The organism is Streptomyces sp. NPDC005775 (assembly GCF_042871565.1).
Classification (GTDB): Bacteria; Actinomycetota; Actinomycetes; order Streptomycetales; family Streptomycetaceae; genus Streptomyces.
In genome coordinates this window covers 452,100-469,613 of sequence record NZ_JBIAIU010000003.1, presented here as the reverse complement: position 1 = coordinate 469,613, position 17,514 = coordinate 452,100, and the positions used below count along the sequence as shown (strand labels likewise).

Below are 17,514 nucleotides of genomic sequence, written 5' to 3'. Positions count from 1 at the left end.
CGCGCGCACGGCCCCGGCTCCGTAGACCTTATTCGGAAGGAGATCTCTTATGCGTATTTCGTACTGCCGCTCAGGTGCCGGTGCTTCGCCACCGGCGCTGCGGCACCGCTGCCTCAGCCCTGATACGGGTTCTGCCCCTGGCCCTGTGCGCCCGGAGCGTAGCCCGGCTGCTGCGGGGACTGGCCGAAGGGGTTCCCGTCCTGCGAGGCCACGTGCTGGGCCAGCAGTTGATCGGCCTGCTCCTTGGGGATCTTCTGCTCGCCACCGCAGAAGGTGCACTGGGTGGCGTACTTCGTCGAGAAGGGGAACAGCGGCACGAAGAACAGCGTGAACTTCGTCACCCGCTTGCGCAGGGTGTGCGCGGACGGATTCCCGCACCAGCCGCAGACCAGCGTCAGGATGGCGAGTTGGTAGAGATAGCCTCGCGTACCAAAAATGATCATGTCGTGGGTCCTTTCCCCGTATTCCCCAGGAGCGCCCGGCGGCAGAGCGCCAGCAGCTTTTCGTCCTCGTGAGTGTCGTGGCTGCCGTATCCGCCGTCCATCGCGTTGTGGCGACGTACGGAGGCGAGTTCGGCGTGCAGCACGTGTGCCGCGTCCGACCCTGCACCAGCAGCCCCCGTCCGCGCCAGGCATTCGGCCACCCGAACCCTGACATGGCGGTTCTGCTCCCAGGCCGCGAGGAGCACCGGCACGGACTCCTCGGCCCGTCCGGAAACCTCCCACAGTGCGATCGCCGCGTCCACCCGCAGCCACAGCTCCTCGTGCCGCAGCAGCGCCCGCAGCCGCGGGGCGGTCACCGCCGCGAGCGGACCGAGCCGGCCCAGCGCGCTCGCCGCGGCCCTCCGCTCACGCGCGTGCTCCGCCTGGAGCCCCTCGATCAGGACCGGCAGCACCGCCCCCGCGTCCCCGTCGACGGCCCAGAGCGCCTCGGCCGCCTCCGTGGCCCCCGCCGTCCCGGGGCGGCGGATCAGCGCGCGCAGCTCCGGCACGGCGCAGTGCGCCGCGGGCCCGAACGAGCCGAGCGCCCGCAGTGCCGCCGTACGCAGCCACTCGCCCCGGTACTCCGGTGCCCCGCGCAGGATCCGCAGCACCTCCGGCGCCGCCTCGCCCGCCCGGAGGGCGGTCAGTCCGGCAAGCAGCGGGCTCGCCCGGTCGTACGCCTCCTCGTCCAGCCCGACCTCGCTCAGCCGGTGGCGCAGCAACCCGGCCAACGGTGCGGCGGCAGGACCCAGGTGCCCGATGGCGAACCCCACGTCGTGCGGCACCTCGGGGCGCTCCAGGGCAGCCGTCAGCGCGGGCACCACGCGGGCGTCGCCCAGCCGGGCCAGGGCCTTCACCGCGCTGCCGAGCCCCGGCGGCCCGCTCGCCCACTCCTTCACCCAGCCGCCCGGGTCGGCCGAGACCCGGGCCGCCAGCGCGTCCGCCGCGGGCGCGGCCAGACCGAAGAGCTCCTCCAGGAGGTGCGAGGCGGCCTCGGCCGTTTTCGGTTCGTCCGAGACGAGCTGCTCGCCCACGAGCCGGACCAGCTCCCCGTAGGAACCGCGCCAGGCGCGGATCAGCCCACTGCTCATCCGGACCGCGTCGATGCGCTGCCCCGGGTCGGGGCTGCACAACTGGTCGGTCAGCAGCGCCGTCCGGTCCGCGACCCGGTCGTCGAGACCGACGTGCAGCGTGCGCAGCAGATCGGCCGTCCACGGCGCCGCACGCCCGGCCCGGTCCTCGGCCGACAACGCCCGCAGCTGCCCCACCAGGGTCACCGGTGCGGCCTCGGCGGAGGCGGGATCGGGATCGAGGTGGGCCCCCAGGACCCGGGACCCCGCCTCCGGGACCTTCGACGCCCCGGGGGCCGACCGCAGCTGCCGCAGCAGACCCGCCACCACCCGCACCACGTCGCCCGGCAACGACTCGGGCGCGCACCGCGCCAGCTGGGCCAGGGCAGCCAGCCGCAGCCCCGGCGGATTCGCCTCGGCGGCCAGCCGGCTCAGCCAGTCGGCGATCCGGCCGGTCAGCGGGTCGTGGCGCAGCGCCAACCGCCCCGCGGCCTCGACCAGGGCGAGCCGCACCTCGTCGTCCGGTTCGACCGTCAGCCGCTCGCGGAGCAACGTCAGGACCCGGGCCGGACTGCCGTGCAGCGTGGCCAGCGCCAGCGGCGCGGAGACCCGCACCCCGGGGTCGTCGTCGGCCATCAGCGCGAAGAAGACCCCGGCGCCCGCGCTGACGGCCGCCGCCGCCATCGCGTAGTTCGCCGCGCCCTCGGCGTCGTCCTCGTCCTCTCCGATGTCCTCCTCGTCGATGTCGATGCCGCCGATGCTGGTCAGCAGCTCGACGACGCCTCCGCGGTCCGGGACCGCCGGATCGACGACCAGCTCGAAGAGGAAGGGGATGCAGGCGAGCGTGCAGGCGTAGACGTCACCCTGGTGGTGGACCGCCCCGTACATGCCGTCCAGCGCGGCCTCGCGCTCCGACGGGTCGGCGGACGCCAGGCCGCGAAGCAGCTCCGGCACGTCGTCGGCAGGCCCGTAGGCATGCTCCATCGAGGCCCAGTCGACCTCGTCGATCCCCGCGAACACGCCATCGCCTCCCCACGGTTCCCACGAAGCAGTGTCTGCGCAGAGTGTGCACCACCGCTCGGACAATCCACCCGCCCCATCCCGCCTTTTGCCCTTGAACATGACAACACCGCCGCGGATGCGGTATGTCCCGGCCACGGGGCCCTACGGGGTGTCCGGAACCGGCCGCCCGTGGTCCGGCTCGGTGAGCGGCGCGAGCAGATCGCCGTGGCGCGCCAGCCGCCCCGCCATGTCGCCGGCCAGGAAGACGAGCTGCCCGGGCCCGCGGCACGCCTCGATCTCGTCCCAGGTGACCGGTGCGGAGACGGTCGGTTCGGCCCGCGCACGCAGCGTGTAGGGCGTGGCAGTCGTCTTCGCCGCCGCGTTCTGGCTGAAGTCGACGAACACCTTGCCCGGCCGCAGCGCCCGCCTCATCCGGTGCACCACCAGATCCGGCAGTTCCTTCTCCGCCTGGACGGCGAGCGCCTTCGCGTACGCCGACACCCGTTCGGAGGCGGTGGGCTCCACCGGTACGAGCAGGTGCAGCCCCTTCGACCCGGACGTCTTCCCGTACGCCTCCAGTCCGTCCGCGGCCAGCCGCTCCCTCAGCCACAGGGCCACCGTGCAGCACTCCACCGCGGTCGCGGGCGCACCCGGGTCCAGGTCGAAGACCATCCGGTCGGCCACCCCCGGCGTCTCGGCCCGCCACTGGGGGGTGTGGAACTCCACCACCAGATTGGCCGCCCACATCAGGGAGGGGAGGTCCTGGACGACGACCTGCCTCGCCTGCTCCTTCTCGTGGTGCGGAACCGGGGCCGTGTGTACCCAGGACGGCGTACCGGGCGGGGGGCTCTTGGTGAAGAACAGCTGCCCGTCCGGCCCGTCCGGATAGCGCAGGAAGGACAGGGGCCGGTCCCGCAGATGCGCCAGCAGCACCTCGGCCGCCGTGGCCGCGTAGTAGTGCAGCACCTCGCCCTTGGTGGTGCCGGTGGCCGGGTACAGCACCTTGTCCAGGTTGCTGAGCGACACCCGCCGCCCCTCCACCACTGTGATCGGCGTCATACGATAAGAATCACACGAAATGCGGATCTATACGGGCACGACGGATGCAAGGGGTGACTGGTGAGGTCCATCTGGAACGGCGCCATCTCCTTCGGGCTGGTCAGCATCCCGATCAAGCTGGTCAACGCCACCGAGAACCACGCGGTCTCCTTCCGTCAGGTCCACGTCCCCGACGGCGGCCGCATCCGCTACCGCAAGGTGTGCGAACTGGACGGCGAGGAGGTCGACGCCGCCGACATCGGCAAGGCCTACGAGGACGCGGACGGCTCGATGATCCCGATCACCGACGAGGACCTCAGCTCACTTCCGCTGCCCACCGCCAAGACGATCGAGATCGTCGCCTTCGTGCCGGCCGACACCATCGACCCGCTCCAGATGGACGCGGCGTACTACCTCTCCGCCAACGGAGTACCGGCCGCCAAGCCGTACACCCTGCTGCGCGAGGCACTGAAGCGCAGCCAGAAGGTCGCCCTCGCCAAGTACGCGTTGCGCGGACGGGAGCGCTTGGGGATGCTGCGCGTGGTCGACGACGTGATCGCGATGCACGGACTGCTCTGGCCGGACGAGATCCGGGCCCCCGAAGAGGTCGCCCCGGAGGGTGACGTGTCGGTCCGCGACGCCGAACTCGACCTCGCGGACGCCCTGATGAACACGCTCGGCGAGGTCGACATGGACTCGCTGCACGACGACTACCGCGAGGCGGTCGAGGAACTCATCGCGGCCAAGGCCTCCGGCGAGACCCTGGCACCGCCCGAGTCCGACGGCTCCGGTGACGGGAAGGTCATCGACCTGCTCGCCGCCCTGGAGAACAGCGTACGGGCGGCGAAGGAGGCCCGCGGTGACGACGAGGGCGAGGGGCGCGGGGCGGATGAGGGGAAGGCGTCCGTCACCTCGATCGCGGACCGCAAGTCGTCGGGCTCCACCACCCGCAGGACGCCCACGGGCAAGTCGGTGTCGCGTACCTCGACCGGGTCGGGATCCGGCGGCGGGAGCGGGAAGTCCTCCTCGCCCAAGCCCTCGGGAGCGAAGAAGTCCACGGCGAGCGGCACGGGCAAACAGGCCGCGAAGAAGAGCGCGGCCGGCGGCCGGTCCGGCGCGAAGAAGACCGCGTCCAAGTCCGCTGCGTCAAAGAGCGCCGCGTCCAAGAAGAAGACGACGGCGGCGGCGGCCAAGAAGCAGAGCGGCACCAAGGCCGCCTCGCGCAAACGCGCCTCCGCGTGACGAGCCGGCCGTCACGGGGCTGTATGCCCCGCGACGGCCGGCTGCTTGCCCCCCGTCCCGTGCCGCAGGCTCAGCGCCTGCGGTACGAGCTCACATAGCCGGAGGCCGGAGTGCCGACGCCCGTCACGTCGTCGTATCCCCGCACCGCCGACAGCGAGGCGTCCTTGCCCAGGCTGCGCACCGAGCTCCGCAGACCGTCCGCGGCGTCGTACCCGTTGACGAAGTCCACCCGGGCGACCGCCAGATCACGGCCGGTGCCCAGCGGGTGGTCGGTCACGTCGTGGTACGCCTTCGAGTGGTAGCGGGCGTAGATCGCCGGGTTGGCGAATCCGATCGGCTGCCCGTGCCGCGCCTGCTGCGCCAGGGCCTGGACACCGGCGATGACCGGCGCGGCCAGCGACGTACCGCCGATGCGGTACTCGTCGTAGCCCAGCGATCCGTCCGGCAGCGTCTGGGTCTGGCCCACCAGGAAGCCGGTGTTCGGGTCGGCCACGGCCGCGATGTCCGGGGCCGTACGCATCCGGGTCTTCCCGTTCGCCTTCGCCAGCGAGTCCGGCACGATGCCGCGCTGGTAGGAGGGCTGCTTCACGGTGGAGCTGGTGCCGCCACCCGCACCCGAGGTGTAGGCGCCGGGGAAGTCCGTCCAGCTCTTGCCGTCCGCCGCCAGGGGGGCGTTCAGAGTGCCCCAGCCGGTCTCCCACTTGTACGTGTCGTGCTTGCCCACGGCCAGTGACGTACCGCCGACGGAGGTCACCCAGGCGGAGTTGGACGGGACGTCGATCTGCTTGGTGCCGGTGGAGGCGACGTTGTCGCCGTCGTCACCGGAGGAGAAATAGAAGCCGATGCCCTCGACCGCGCCCATCTTGAACACCTGGTCGTAGGCGAGCGCCAGGTCGGGCGTCTGGTTGGCCTCGATGTCGCCCCACGAGTTGGAGACGATGTCCGCGAGCCGGTGGTCGACGACCTTGTTCAGCGAGTCCAGCAGGTCGTTGTCGTAGCAGGACGCGCCGCCCACGTAGACGATGTCCGCGGCGGGCGCGACGGCGTGCACGGCCTCGACGTCGAGGGTCTCCTCGCCGTACCAGCCGGAGGCTCCGCACTCCTCGGTCTTCGTGTAGTCGTCCGGCAGCACCTGGCTGAACTGCCCACGCCGGTACGGTGCGTCACCGTTGCGCCTGGCGTACTCGGCGGCGTCCTTCGCGATGGTGGGGGAGGCGTACGCGTCGGTGATCGCGACGGTCACCCCCTTGCCGGTGTAGCTCCCGGCCCCGTACGCGGCGCGCAGCTGCTTGCCGGTGTACCCCTTGACGGCGTACGGCACCTTGGCCCCGTACGCGCTCGGCAGGGTGGAGGCGGTCTTCGACCCGAAGTACGAGGAGAACGGCCCGGAGTTGCGGAAGACCGCGTCCGGCGGCGGCAGCACCTCGTCGTGACTCGACTTGTGCGGTGCGTTGTCGAGGCCGGAGACGGCGAGTACGGCATCGCCGAGCGCGGCGGGCACCGAGGCGGTGGAGGCCGGGGCCCGGTAAGTGCGGCCCGTCTTGCGGTAGTTACGCAGCTGGGTGCCGAACGCCTTCTCGGTCTGCGCCACCTCGCCGGTGGCCGAGACGTAGTGCTGGTTGGAGCCGGTGACGGTCAGCCCGCTGGACTCCAGCCACTGGCTGACCCGGTCGATCTGGTCCTGGGTGGCCCCGAAGCGGGCCTGCGCCTGCGCGGAGCTCAGGTACTTCCCGTATGCCGGTGACCGCGGGTCGGACACCGCGGCCGCGTAGGCGGCCAGCCCCTTCGCGTCCCGTCCGGCGAGGTGGACCCGGACGGCGACCTTTCCGCTGTCGGCCGTGGAGCCCTGGTCGGCCGTGGCGGTGGCCCAGGCCGGCTTGGTGCCCTGCAGCGCGTCCCGGGCGCCCGGCGTCGAGTCGGCGCTGGCGTCGGGTATCCCGAGGGCGAGCGCACCGGCGAGCAGCGGCAGTGTCGCCGCCATGCTCAGCGCGGCGCGTCGTCGGGCTCGGCTGATTCTCAAAACAACCCCCTGCGATGTGGGTCTCGCGTGTGGAGCATGCGCCGAATGATGTGCACATGTAATGCGCCACTCTGGCGAGGAACACCTCATGTAAGGGGCATGCAATGTCCAAGAATCGGCCAAGGGTGTTCGCATACAGGAGAGTTCGCACCGAATAGTCGAAGTTCGGGCACCCCCACCCGTCGCCCGGTAAGGTACGCATCGCTGCGACTGGCGCGCGCCCCTGCCGGGGTGCTCAGTGGAATCGACCACGAGGAAGCGGCACACCCCGGGCCCGCCCGGGGCGTCATCTCCGGAGAGCCGTCCGCCTGGGCATCCGGGTCCACGCCGCGGCGACGCGGCCGACCCGGGAGGACCCCGTGACCGCATCCGCCCCCTCGCACCCCCGCCACCCCGCCCTGACGGCAGCCGATCCGGAACTCGCCGCACTGGTGGCCGCGGAGGAGCAGCTCCAGGCCGACACCCTCCGCCTGATCCCCAGCGAGAACTACGTCTCCGCGGCCGTGCTGGAAGCGTCCGGCACCGTACTCCAGAACAAGTACTCCGAGGGTTACCCCGGCAAGCGGTACTACGAGGGCCAGCAGATCATCGACCAGGTCGAGACGCTCACCGCCGACCGGGCCAAGGCGCTCTTCGGCATGGACCACGCCAACGTCCAGCCCTACTCCGGCTCGCCGGCCAACCTCGCCGTCTACCTGGCCTTCCTCAAGCCCGGCGACACGGTGCTCGGCATGTCGCTCCCCATGGGCGGCCACCTCACCCACGGCTGGGGCGTCTCGGCCACCGGCACCTGGTTCAACGGCGTCCAGTACGGGGTGCGGCGCGACACGGGCCGCGTCGACCTGGACGAGGTGCGCGACCTGGCCCGCGCCGAACGCCCCAAGCTGATCTTCTGCGGCGGTACGGCCGTTCCCCGCGAGATCGACTTCGCGGGCTTCGCCGAGATCGCCCGCGAGGTCGGCGCGATCCTGGTCGCGGACATCGCCCACATCGCGGGCCTGATCGCAGGCGGCGCCCACCCCTCGCCGGCGCCGCACGCCGACGTGGTCTCCACCACCACCCACAAGACCCTGCGGGGCCCCCGCGGCGCGATGCTCCTGAGCCGGGCCGAGCACGCCCGCGCCCTCGACCGCGCCGTCTTCCCGGGCCTCCAGGGCGGCCCGCACAACCAGACCACGGCGGCGATCGGCGTAGCACTCCACGAAGCCGCCACCCCGGACTTCCGCACCTACGCCCACGACGTGGTGACCAACGCCCGCACCCTGGGCGAGGAACTGGCGGACCGCGGCTTCGACCTGGTCTCGGGCGGCACGGACAACCACCTGCTGCTGATCGACCTCACGAACAAGGACGTCCCCGGCAAGACCGCGGCCAAGGCCCTGGACCGCGCGGGCATCGTCGTCAACTACAACACCGTCCCGTACGACCCCCGCAGGCCCTTCGACCCCTCAGGCATCCGCATCGGCACCCCGGCCCTGACCTCACGCGGTGTCCCCGCCTCCGAGATGGCCACCGTCGCGGGCTGGATCGACCGCGTGGTCACCGCCGCCCGCACCGGCGACGAGTCCACGGTCACCGCGGTCCGCGCCGAGGTGAAGGCCCTGATGGACGGCTACCCGGCACCGGGGCTGCCGGTCGCCTGACCACTGGCCGGTTGCCGGTGCGGCACCGGGGGCCCACCTCGGTGCCGTAGCGGCTTCCGATCCCGCGGGCGCGGGCCGAAGGGATGGTGCCGGCGGCCACCGCGTTGTCGAAGCGCTACTGACCACTGACCACGGTCTGCGGGGGCAGTTCTACACTCTCGCCCCATGACGACTGCCGAATGCTACGCCTGCGGCCAGGAAGCACGGTTCGCCGAACTCCCCCCGCGCGAGTGCGTCGTGTCCGACCGGCACTGGCGAGTGGCCCATGGCTTCAACGCGGCGCTCCCCGGCTGGCTGGTGCTGCTTCCCCGGCGCCATGTCACGGCTGTCCATGACCTCACTGATGCCGAGGCCGCCGCGCTGGGAGTCTGGCAGGTCAAGCTGTCCAGGGCCCTTCGCGGCGTGACGGGTTGCGTCAAGACGTATGTAGTCCAATTCGCGGAAGCCGAGGGCTTCGCCCACGTGCACTTCCACATCGTGCCGCGCATGGCAGATCTGCCTCCCGGACAACGCGGACCGGGAGTCTTCGAGTTGCTTCGCCGCCCGGAACCGGAACGAGTACCGGCCGACCAGGCGGACCGTATGGCCCACACTCTTCGCGCGCACCTTCGGCCGAGCGGACAGGGCGCACTTCGTGCAGGGCCCGCCGATGCCCTCCCGTACGATCCCGTGCGCGCAGACCGGCGCGATCCGGCCGACTGACCCGGTGACCTGGAGCCGGCGAGACATGGCAGCCCCGCCGGGGTGCGCCGGCCCCGGACGCGATGTCGCCCCGACGGCGGCCGGTGGTCAGAGCTTGATGACGGTGATCCGGCTTCCGCACAGCGCGGCGAGGTCTTCCGGATCGGACGTGAGCACGGTCACCGGGCCCGGTGAGGCCAGGGCGGTCGCGGCGAGCATGGCGTCGATGGCGTACTTGTGGCCGTGCAGGCCGACGTCGGCGAGCAGCGTCGACGCGTGACGTGCCACCGGTTCGGTGAGGGGCTCGACGACGAGGCGGGGCAGGGTCCACTCCAGCGCGGGGCGGTTGATGCGAGGGTGGGTCACTTCCACGAGGGTGGCGGCCGACGTGATCACGCGCAGGTCGTCGGCGCGGGCGAGGGCGAGCCAGGCGGTGACCGTACGGTCGCGCATCACGGCCTTGGCCAGGCCTTCGCTGTCGAGGACGAGCGTGCCGCCCGGAGCGGCCGGGGAACGCGTCATGCCGCGTCGCGGGTCTGACGGCGTGCGTGGTGGAGTTGGTCGCGCAGGGCCTGGCTCTCCTCCTGGGAGATGGGGCCGTGTTCGGCTTCGCCGACCTGGATGAGCTCGTTGAGGTTGTCGCGCTCGATCTGGCGGGCGACAGCGGCGGCCACGTAGGCGGACAGGCCGGAGGGGCCGCCGCGCGTCTTGGCCGCTTCGGCGATGTCGCGCGGCATGGTGATCGAGTACTTGCCGGTAGGCTCGCTCATGCTGTCAATCCTACCCTTGATCCTCCCTGTGGCTCGGCGTGTGGAGCTGGAGTGAGGGGACCACTCGCTCCCGTACTCCGTGGCGTCTGCCTCGGCCACTTGGCGTGCTGTCTATCGGCCGGGGAGAAGCGTGGGCAGGGATGCCTCGTGCCTCGCGGAACGTCAAGTGCGGCGGCCCCCGGCGCATCGACTCGGGCGGGCATGAAAAAGACCCCCTGCTCAGTGTTCCCACTGGTCAGAAGGTCTTTTTGGCACTTCCTGCGAAGTGCCCCCGGCAGGATTCGAACCTGCGCACCCGGCTCCGGAGGCCGATGCTCTATCCCCTGAGCTACGGGGGCGTATCGCTGTGTTGCTCTGCGACGGGTGAAACACTACCAGCTTCCACGCGGTGCCCGTGAACAGGTATTTCCGCGTCGCCGCCGGGCCGGCGGCGACCCCGGTGGTCGCTCGTACACACATCCAGCCACCCCCGCGCCACCCGTCCGGGGACGGAAGTGGGCAAAACCCGGACGCGGCCGCTCCGCCCCGCCTACTCTCGAAGGGTGTCAGGGGCGTGCGGCCGCGTGCTTGTTGTCGACGACAACAAGGTCATCCGGCAGTTGATCAGGGTCAATCTCGAGCTGGAGGGCTTCGAGGTCGTGACCGCGGCCGATGGTGTCGAGTGTCTGGATCTGGTGCATCGGGTCAGGCCCGACGTGATCACGCTCGACGTCGTGATGCCCCGGCTGGACGGGCTGCAGACGGCCACCAGGCTGCGCTCCGATCCGCGGACCGGCCATCTGCCGCTGGCGATCGTCAGTGCCTGCACACCGTACGAGGTGGACAACGGGGTCGCGGCGGGTGTCGACGCGTTCCTGGCGAAGCCCTTCGAGCCGAGCGAGCTGGTGCGGCTCGTGCGGCAGTTGGTGGAGCGTGGGCGCCCGTCGGTGCTGGACGGGAGACAGGGTGCGGGGCGGGCGGAGAGCGCCGCCGGTTGACCGGATGGCGAAACGCGTTCGCGAAAGGCCCCCCTTCCTCCCATACGCTTGTCCCGTGACCCCCGCCGATCTCTCCATGACCGTGCTGCACGCCGTGCGCCGCGCGGTCGACGAGAACGCCTTGCGCGCGCCCGTGCCCGCGCGCGTGCGAGTGGAGCGGACACGGCCCGGCGGACGGGGTGACTACGCCAGCGCCGTCGCCCTCCAGCTGGCCGGGCCCGCCGCCCTGACCGCGCGGGAAGTGGCCGAGATCCTGCGGGAGCGGGTGGTTGGTGCGCCCGGTATCGGGCGGGTCGAGATCACCGGGCCCGGGTTCCTGAACTTCACCCTCGACGACTCCGCAGACGTGCACCGCGCCCTCCTGGACCGGGTACGGGAGCAGGGCATGCGGTACGGGCACGGGGGCGCCCTCGCCGGGACACCGCTGCGATTCGGCCATTCCCGCGAGGTCCGTGCCGCGGTCATCGCCGACGCCGTGGGAGGGCTGGCGCGGGCGCAGGGCGCGCGCGTGAGCGTCGGCTGCGACGAGGCGCCCGACCCGGACTGGGCGCGGCTGGGGATCATCGGCGACGCCCGGGAAGCAGAACCGTCCGCCACGGAGATACGCCCCGTACCCGCCGGTGCCACCGCCGGAGAGCTGCTCGGCCGGCTCGGCCCCGACGCGACGCGCTGGGGGCTGCTGCGGCCCGCCGGCCACGACCGCGCCCCCCTCGGCGACGACCTCCTCGTCCAGGGCGAGGGCAACGCGCTGTTCGTGGTCCGTTACGCGCACGCCCGCACCCACGCGCTGACCCGCGGCGCCGCGCTCCTCGGGTTCACCAGCGCCCCGGGCGACACCCCCGCCCCCGAGGCGCTCGCGCTCCTCGCCCTCGTCGCCGACCACCCCGGCGTACTCCTCGCCGCCGCACGCCACCGCGCCCCCGACCGGCTCGCCCGACACCTCGAAGCGGTCGCGCGGGCCTTCCTCGACTTCCACGACGCCGCCTCACCGCTTCCCGTCGGGGACGAGAAACCCTCGGCCGCCCACCGCTCCCGGCTCGCCCTCGCCGAGGCCGCCGGGACGGTGCTGGCCGGCGGCCTGTCCCTGCTCGGTATCAGCGCACCCGCACACCTCTGAGAGACCCGAGAGAGCAGAGCAACACGATGAGCCGATCCGCACACCCCGCCGGGCCCCGTCACGCCGACGTCATGTCGGAGGGCCACTACACCGCCCCCGCCGAGGACCTCAACGTCCTCGACGAAAAGGTCTGGGCCCGTACGGTCACCCGCGACGAACACGGTGCTCTCACCGTCGGCGGGATCGAAGTCGCCCGGCTTGCCGAGGAGTTCGGCACCCCGGCCTACTTCCTCGACGAGTCCGACTTCCGGGCCCGCTGCCGCGCCTGGTCCGACGCGTTCGGCCCCGGCGCCGACGTCTTCTACGCCGGCAAGGCCTTCCTCTCCCGCGCGGTCGTCCGCTGGCTCCGGGAAGAGGGCCTCAACCTCGACGTCTGCTCCGGCGGCGAGCTGACCTGCGCGCTGGACGCCGGGATGCCCGCCGAGCGCATCGCGTTCCACGGCAACAACAAGAGCGTCGACGAGATCGAGCGGGCCGTCTCCGTAGGCGTCGGCCGGATCGTGCTCGACTCCTTCCAGGAGATCGTCCGCGTCGCCCACATCGCGCAGCGGCTCGGCAAGCGCCAGCGCGTGCAGATCCGGGTGACCGTCGGCGTGGAGGCGCACACCCACGAGTTCATCGCCACCGCGCACGAGGACCAGAAGTTCGGCATCGCGCTGGCCGACGGACAGGCAGCCGAGGCCGTCCGCAGGGCCCTCACCCTCGACGGGCTCGAACTCATCGGCATCCACTCCCACATCGGCTCGCAGATCTTCGACATGGCCGGCTTCGAGGTCTCCGCCCGGCGCGTGGTGCAGCTGCTCGCCGAGGTGCGCGACGAGCACGGCGTCGAACTGCCCGAGATCGACCTCGGCGGCGGCCTCGGCATCGCGTACACCTCCGAGGACGACCCGCGCGAACCGCACGAGATCGCCAAGGCGCTCGGCGACATCGTGACCCGCGAGTGCGAGGCCAACGGACTCGCCACCCCCCGGATCTCCGTCGAGCCCGGCCGCGCCATCGTCGGCCCCACGGCCTTCACGCTGTACGAGGTCGGCACCATCAAGCCCCTGGAGGGGCTGCGTACGTACGTCAGCGTCGACGGCGGCATGTCGGACAACATCCGCACCGCGCTGTACGACGCCGAGTACAGCGTCGCGCTCGTCTCGCGCACCTCGGACGCCGAGCCGATGCTCGTCCGGGTCGTCGGCAAGCACTGCGAGAGCGGTGACATCGTGGTCAAGGACGCGTTCCTGCCGTCCGACCTGGCCCCCGGCGACCTGATCGCCGTGCCCGCCACCGGCGCGTACTGCCGTTCCATGGCGAGCAACTACAACCACGCCCTGCGTCCGCCCGTCGTCGCGGTGCGCGACGGACAGGCACGGGTCATCGTCCGGCGCGAAACGGAGGAAGATCTTCTGCGTCTCGACGTCGGCTGACGCTCTATTTCCCGGGGGGCACCCCGGGGGCTGGCAAACATCTCAGGATCCGGACGGGTGGCGGAAACCCCCGTCCGGTGAGTGAGACTGGTTCACACATCAGATGTAAAGGAAACGAGGTCGGATGATGCGTACGCGTCCGCTGAAGGTGGCGCTGCTGGGCTGTGGAGTGGTCGGCTCAGAGGTGGCCCGCATCATGACGACGCACGCCGACGACCTCGCCGCGCGCATCGGCGCGCCGGTGGAGCTCGCCGGAGTCGCCGTGCGCCGGCCCTCCAAGGTCCGCGCGGGCATCGATCCCGCGCTGATCACCACCGACGCGACCGCCCTGGTCAAACGGGGCGACATCGACGTCGTCGTCGAGGTCATCGGAGGCATCGAGCCCGCCCGTACCCTCATCACCACCGCGTTCGAGCACGGTGCGAGCGTCGTCTCCGCCAACAAGGCCCTGCTCGCCGAGGACGGCGCAGCCCTCCACGCCGCCGCCGAGCAGCACGGCCGGGACCTCTACTACGAGGCCGCCGTGGCCGGCGCCATCCCGCTCGTACGGCCGCTGCGCGAGTCCCTCGCCGGCGACAAGGTCAACCGCGTCCTCGGCATCGTCAACGGCACCACGAACTTCATCCTCGACAAGATGGACACGAGCGGCGCCGGCTACTCCGAGGCGCTCGACGAGGCCACCGCCCTCGGATATGCCGAGGCCGACCCGACCGCCGACGTCGAGGGTTTCGACGCCGCCGCCAAGGCCGCGATCCTCGCCGGAATCGCCTTCCACACCCGGGTGCGCATCGGCGACGTGCACCGCGAGGGCATCACCGAGGTCACCGCCGCCGACATCGCCTCCGCCCGCCGCATGGGCTGCACCGTCAAGCTCCTCGCCATCTGCGAGCGCGCGGCCGACGGGCAGTCCGTCACGGCCCGCGTGCACCCCGCGATGATCCCGCTCAGCCACCCGCTGGCCTCCGTCCGCGAGGCGTACAACGCGGTGTTCGTCGAAGCCGAGGCCGCCGGGCAGCTGATGTTCTACGGCCCCGGCGCCGGTGGCGCGCCGACCGCCTCCGCGGTCCTCGGCGACCTCGTCGCGGTCTGCCGCAACAAACTCAACGAGGCCCCCGGCCCCGGCGAGTCCGCGTACACGCGTCTGCCGGTGAGCCCCATGGGCGACGTCGTCACGCGGTACCACATCAGCCTCGACGTGGCCGACAAGCCTGGCGTACTCGCCCAGGTCGCGACGGTCTTCGCCGAACAGGGCGTATCGATCGATACGGTCCGCCAGCAAGTGCGACAGGACGGCAGCGGCGAGGCTTCGCTCGTCGTCGTCACCCACCGCGCGCCCGACGCCGCCCTCTCCGGGACCGTCGAGGCGCTGCGCAAGCTCGACACCGTGCGCGGTGTCGCCAGCATCATGCGTGTTGAAGGGGAGTAAGGACCCATGACCACCAAGGGCACCCACCAGTGGCGCGGCATCATCGAGGAGTACCGGGACCGTCTTCCGGTCACGAGCACGACGCCCGTCGTCACGCTCCGTGAGGGCGGTACGCCGCTCGTTCCCGCTCAGATCCTCTCCGAGCGCACGGGCTGCGAGGTGCACCTCAAGGTCGAGGGCGCCAACCCCACCGGGTCCTTCAAGGACCGCGGTATGACGATGGCCATCACCCGGGCCAAGGAGGAGGGCGCGCAGGCCGTCATCTGCGCCTCCACCGGCAACACCTCCGCCTCCGCCGCCGCGTACGCGGTGCGGGCCGGAATGGTCTGTGCCGTGCTCGTACCGCAGGGCAAGATCGCGCTCGGCAAGATGGGCCAGGCGCTCGTCCACGGCGCCAAGATCCTCCAGGTCGACGGCAACTTCGACGACTGCCTGACGCTGGCCCGCTCGCTCTCGGACAACTACCCCGTGGCGCTGGTCAATTCGGTCAACCCGGTCCGCATCGAGGGCCAGAAGACCGCCGCGTTCGAGATCGTCGACGCGCTCGGCGACGCCCCGGACATCCACGTCCTCCCGGTCGGCAACGCGGGCAACATCACCGCGTACTGGAAGGGATACACGGAGTACGCCGGGGACGGTCCGTCCACGCACAAGCCGCGGATGTGGGGCTTCCAGGCCTCCGGCTCCGCGCCCATCGTGCGCGGTGAGATCGTCAAGGACCCGTCGACCATCGCCACCGCGATCCGGATCGGCAACCCGGCGTCCTGGCAGTACGCGCTCGCCGCGCGGGACGAGTCGGGTGGCTTCATCGACGAGGTCACGGACCGTCAGATCCTGGCGGCCTACCGGATGTTGGCTTCCCAGGAGGGCGTCTTCGTGGAGCCCGCCTCGGCCGCGTCCGTCGCCGGTCTGCTCAAGGCCGCCGAAGAGGGCAAGGTCGACCCCGGCCAGAAGATCGTCTGCACCGTCACCGGCAACGGGCTGAAGGACCCGGACTGGGCCGTCGCCGGCGCCCCCCAGCCGGTCACCGTCCCGGTCGACGCGGTCACCGCCGCGGAGAAGCTGGGCCTCGCGTAGCAGCGCGCGGCACCCGCCGCAGGGCGGCCGCACCCCCGGTCCGGACGACGGGCCCCGGGTGCGGCCGCGGCAACGGTTCGTCAGGAAGACGGCAGGAACGCCCCCTTTTCGGAGCGGAGAGCGCATCGAAGCCGTGCGACACGCATCGTGCGCCTCCTGTGCGCCCTATGTCGCGACAGAACCTTCCTTCGATAAGCTGTACCCAACCCGCCCCGCCGCCTGTGCCGGGGTGCTCGGGCCGTTGCGGCCGTCGGTTCATTTCCGGGTCAGGCCGTACCCGCCGCCGCAGGCACCCCGAAGAAACCCCACACAGCCGCAGACCCCCGAAATTCCGAGCCCCAGCAGAACCCGAAGAGCCGCACAGAGCAGAAGCCGAAGAGCCGCGAGACCTCCGAAAGACCCCGCAGCTCCTCGAATTCCCCGCCGCCTCACAAGGAGAGTCGTCAGAGCGATGGCCGGTCCCGCCTTCCGAGCCGCCGCCGTCCGGGTGCGCGTCCCCGCAACCAGCGCCAACCTGGGCCCGGGTTTCGACGCCCTCGGCCTGTCGCTGGGCCTGTACGACGACGTGGTCGTCCGCGTCGCCGACGCCGGCCTGCACATCGACATCGCCGGCGAGGGCGCGGACACGCTGCCCCGCGACGAGAAGCACCTGCTCGTACGGTCCCTGCGCACCGCCTTCGACCTGCTCGGCGGACAGCCCCGCGGGCTGGAGATCGTCTGTGCCAACCGCATCCCGCACGGCCGTGGCCTCGGCTCCTCCTCCGCCGCCATCTGCGCCGGGATCGTCGCCGCCCGCGCCGTGACGACCGGCGGTGACGCCCGGCTCGACGACGCGGCACTGCTGGAACTCGCCACCGAGATCGAGGGCCACCCGGACAACGTCGCGGCCTGTCTGCTGGGCGGGTTCACGCTCGCGTGGATGGACGGCGGGTCGGCCCGCGCCATCAGGATGGACCCCGCAGAATCCATCGTTCCGGTGGTTTTCGTTCCCGGCAAGCCGGTGCTCACCGAAACCGCCAGGGGACTGCTGCCGCGATCCGTCCCGCACGTCGACGCCGCCTTCAACGCCGGCCGTGCCGCGCTCCTCGTCGAGGCCCTGACCAGGCGCCCCGAGCTGCTGCTCACGGCCACCGAGGACCGGCTCCACCAGGAGTACCGCGCCCCGGCGATGCCGCAGAGCGTGGAACTCGTGAACCGGCTGCGCGCCGACGGGGTGCCCGCGATCATCTCCGGCGCCGGGCCGACCGTGCTGGCGCTGGCCGAGGACGGTGCTGCCGACAAGGTCGCACGGCTGGCGGGCGAGGGATGGGCGGCCAACCGGCTCGCTCTCGACGCCCGGGGTGCGAGCGTGCTGCCGCTCGCGCCTTAGCGAGAAGTGATTGCCGGTGAGTGAGAGGGGGAATGTTTGTTGGAGCCGGTAGTGTTAACCTCAAGTCTGCAATCGACGTCTATGTGGCGCGTTGCTTCGTGTCCCTTTCCGGGACCACCCTTCTTCCGGGAGCCTCCCCAACTGCCTGAGCAGCCTGCCTGAGCAGTTTCGAGCACGCTCCG

General features: G+C 71.5%; 15 protein-coding genes and 1 tRNA gene. 9 read left to right on the top strand and 7 right to left on the bottom strand.

What is annotated here, in order from left to right:
• Positions 1-113 precede the first annotated feature (113 nt).
• The 3 genes from ACFYPA_RS09465 to ligD form a co-directional block, all read right to left on the bottom strand.
• Positions 114-443, bottom strand: coding sequence for a zinc-ribbon domain-containing protein (locus tag ACFYPA_RS09465; RefSeq protein WP_359077159.1), 330 nt, complete (start codon positions 441-443; stop codon positions 114-116).
• On the bottom strand, positions 440-2,572 hold the full coding sequence (locus ACFYPA_RS09460; RefSeq protein WP_389130813.1) for a HEAT repeat domain-containing protein: 2,133 nt from the start codon (positions 2,570-2,572) through the stop codon (positions 440-442). The genes ACFYPA_RS09465 and ACFYPA_RS09460 overlap by 4 nt, the downstream gene beginning before the upstream one ends.
• Positions 2,573-2,716: 144 nt before the next feature.
• Positions 2,717-3,613 (bottom strand): non-homologous end-joining DNA ligase, encoded by an 897-nt coding sequence (gene ligD, locus ACFYPA_RS09455; protein WP_389130810.1) that lies wholly within the window; start codon positions 3,611-3,613, stop codon positions 2,717-2,719.
• A gap of 60 nt (positions 3,614-3,673) precedes the next feature.
• Here ligD and ACFYPA_RS09450 point away from each other — a divergent pair, with 60 nt between their 5' ends.
• Complete coding sequence (locus ACFYPA_RS09450) at positions 3,674-4,834, top strand: Ku protein (protein WP_389130807.1); 1,161 nt, start codon at positions 3,674-3,676, stop codon at positions 4,832-4,834.
• A 70-nt stretch (positions 4,835-4,904) separates the two neighbouring features.
• On the opposite strand, the gene ACFYPA_RS09445 is transcribed toward ACFYPA_RS09450, so the two are convergent.
• Positions 4,905-6,815, bottom strand: coding sequence for a protease pro-enzyme activation domain-containing protein (locus ACFYPA_RS09445; RefSeq protein WP_389131073.1), 1,911 nt, complete (start codon positions 6,813-6,815; stop codon positions 4,905-4,907).
• Between the two features lie 398 nt (positions 6,816-7,213).
• Here ACFYPA_RS09445 and glyA point away from each other — a divergent pair, with 398 nt between their 5' ends.
• Both glyA and ACFYPA_RS09435 read left to right on the top strand, forming a co-directional pair.
• Positions 7,214-8,497 (top strand): serine hydroxymethyltransferase, encoded by a 1,284-nt coding sequence (gene glyA / locus ACFYPA_RS09440; protein WP_389130804.1) that lies wholly within the window; start codon positions 7,214-7,216, stop codon positions 8,495-8,497.
• A 165-nt stretch (positions 8,498-8,662) separates the two neighbouring features.
• Positions 8,663-9,199 carry an HIT family protein gene (locus ACFYPA_RS09435; RefSeq protein WP_389130802.1) on the top strand — a complete coding sequence of 179 codons (537 nt, stop codon included), beginning with the start codon at positions 8,663-8,665 and terminating at the stop codon, positions 9,197-9,199.
• 87 nt (positions 9,200-9,286) lie between these two features.
• Here ACFYPA_RS09435 and ACFYPA_RS09430 read toward each other — a convergent pair whose 3' ends face one another.
• The 3 genes from ACFYPA_RS09430 to ACFYPA_RS09420 form a co-directional block, all read right to left on the bottom strand.
• The gene (locus ACFYPA_RS09430) at positions 9,287-9,700 is read right to left on the bottom strand and encodes a type II toxin-antitoxin system VapC family toxin (RefSeq protein WP_389130799.1); all 414 of its coding nucleotides are present in this window, start codon (positions 9,698-9,700) and stop codon (positions 9,287-9,289) included.
• On the bottom strand, positions 9,697-9,948 hold the full coding sequence (locus ACFYPA_RS09425) for a CopG family transcriptional regulator (RefSeq protein WP_389130796.1): 252 nt from the start codon (positions 9,946-9,948) through the stop codon (positions 9,697-9,699). Before ACFYPA_RS09425 ends, ACFYPA_RS09430 begins: the two co-directional genes overlap by 4 nt.
• A gap of 266 nt (positions 9,949-10,214) precedes the next feature.
• A tRNA-Arg gene (locus ACFYPA_RS09420) sits at positions 10,215-10,286 on the bottom strand.
• A gap of 225 nt (positions 10,287-10,511) precedes the next feature.
• On the opposite strand from ACFYPA_RS09420, the gene ACFYPA_RS09415 reads away from it, so the two are divergent.
• The 6 genes from ACFYPA_RS09415 to thrB all read left to right on the top strand — a co-directional run bounded on the left by ACFYPA_RS09415 (position 10,512) and on the right by thrB (position 17,332).
• A complete protein-coding gene (locus tag ACFYPA_RS09415; protein ID WP_359077170.1) occupies positions 10,512-10,925 on the top strand; it encodes a response regulator in 414 nt (137 codons plus the stop codon).
• Between the two features lie 55 nt (positions 10,926-10,980).
• Positions 10,981-12,042 carry an ArgS-related anticodon-binding protein NrtL gene (nrtL, locus tag ACFYPA_RS09410; protein WP_389130793.1) on the top strand — a complete coding sequence of 354 codons (1,062 nt, stop codon included), beginning with the start codon at positions 10,981-10,983 and terminating at the stop codon, positions 12,040-12,042.
• Between the two features lie 26 nt (positions 12,043-12,068).
• Positions 12,069-13,460 (top strand): diaminopimelate decarboxylase, encoded by a 1,392-nt coding sequence (lysA, locus tag ACFYPA_RS09405; protein WP_359077172.1) that lies wholly within the window; start codon positions 12,069-12,071, stop codon positions 13,458-13,460.
• 124 nt (positions 13,461-13,584) lie between these two features.
• Positions 13,585-14,886 carry a homoserine dehydrogenase gene (locus tag ACFYPA_RS09400; protein ID WP_359077174.1) on the top strand — a complete coding sequence of 434 codons (1,302 nt, stop codon included), beginning with the start codon at positions 13,585-13,587 and terminating at the stop codon, positions 14,884-14,886.
• A gap of 6 nt (positions 14,887-14,892) precedes the next feature.
• Positions 14,893-15,963: a threonine synthase gene (thrC, locus tag ACFYPA_RS09395; protein ID WP_359077175.1), complete on the top strand. Its 1,071-nt coding sequence runs from the start codon at positions 14,893-14,895 to the stop codon at positions 15,961-15,963.
• Positions 15,964-16,414: 451 nt separating this feature from the next.
• On the top strand, positions 16,415-17,332 hold the full coding sequence (gene thrB, locus ACFYPA_RS09390; RefSeq protein WP_359077177.1) for a homoserine kinase: 918 nt from the start codon (positions 16,415-16,417) through the stop codon (positions 17,330-17,332).
• Positions 17,333-17,514 lie beyond the last annotated feature (182 nt).

Coding starts and splice junctions, on each gene's coding strand:
- ACFYPA_RS09465 (WP_359077159.1), bottom strand. CDS start 443: ATGATCATTTTTGGTACGCGAGGCTATCTCTACCAACTCGCCATCCTG.
- ligD (WP_389130810.1), bottom strand. CDS start 3,613: ATGACGCCGATCACAGTGGTGGAGGGGCGGCGGGTGTCGCTCAGCAAC.
- ACFYPA_RS09445 (WP_389131073.1), bottom strand. CDS start 6,815: ATGGCGGCGACACTGCCGCTGCTCGCCGGTGCGCTCGCCCTCGGGATA.
- ACFYPA_RS09435 (WP_389130802.1), top strand. CDS start 8,663: ATGACGACTGCCGAATGCTACGCCTGCGGCCAGGAAGCACGGTTCGCC.
- ACFYPA_RS09430 (WP_389130799.1), bottom strand. CDS start 9,700: ATGACGCGTTCCCCGGCCGCTCCGGGCGGCACGCTCGTCCTCGACAGC.
- ACFYPA_RS09425 (WP_389130796.1), bottom strand. CDS start 9,948: ATGAGCGAGCCTACCGGCAAGTACTCGATCACCATGCCGCGCGACATC.
- lysA (WP_359077172.1), top strand. CDS start 12,069: ATGAGCCGATCCGCACACCCCGCCGGGCCCCGTCACGCCGACGTCATG.
- ACFYPA_RS09400 (WP_359077174.1), top strand. CDS start 13,585: ATGATGCGTACGCGTCCGCTGAAGGTGGCGCTGCTGGGCTGTGGAGTG.
- thrC (WP_359077175.1), top strand. CDS start 14,893: ATGACCACCAAGGGCACCCACCAGTGGCGCGGCATCATCGAGGAGTAC.
- thrB (WP_359077177.1), top strand. CDS start 16,415: ATGGCCGGTCCCGCCTTCCGAGCCGCCGCCGTCCGGGTGCGCGTCCCC.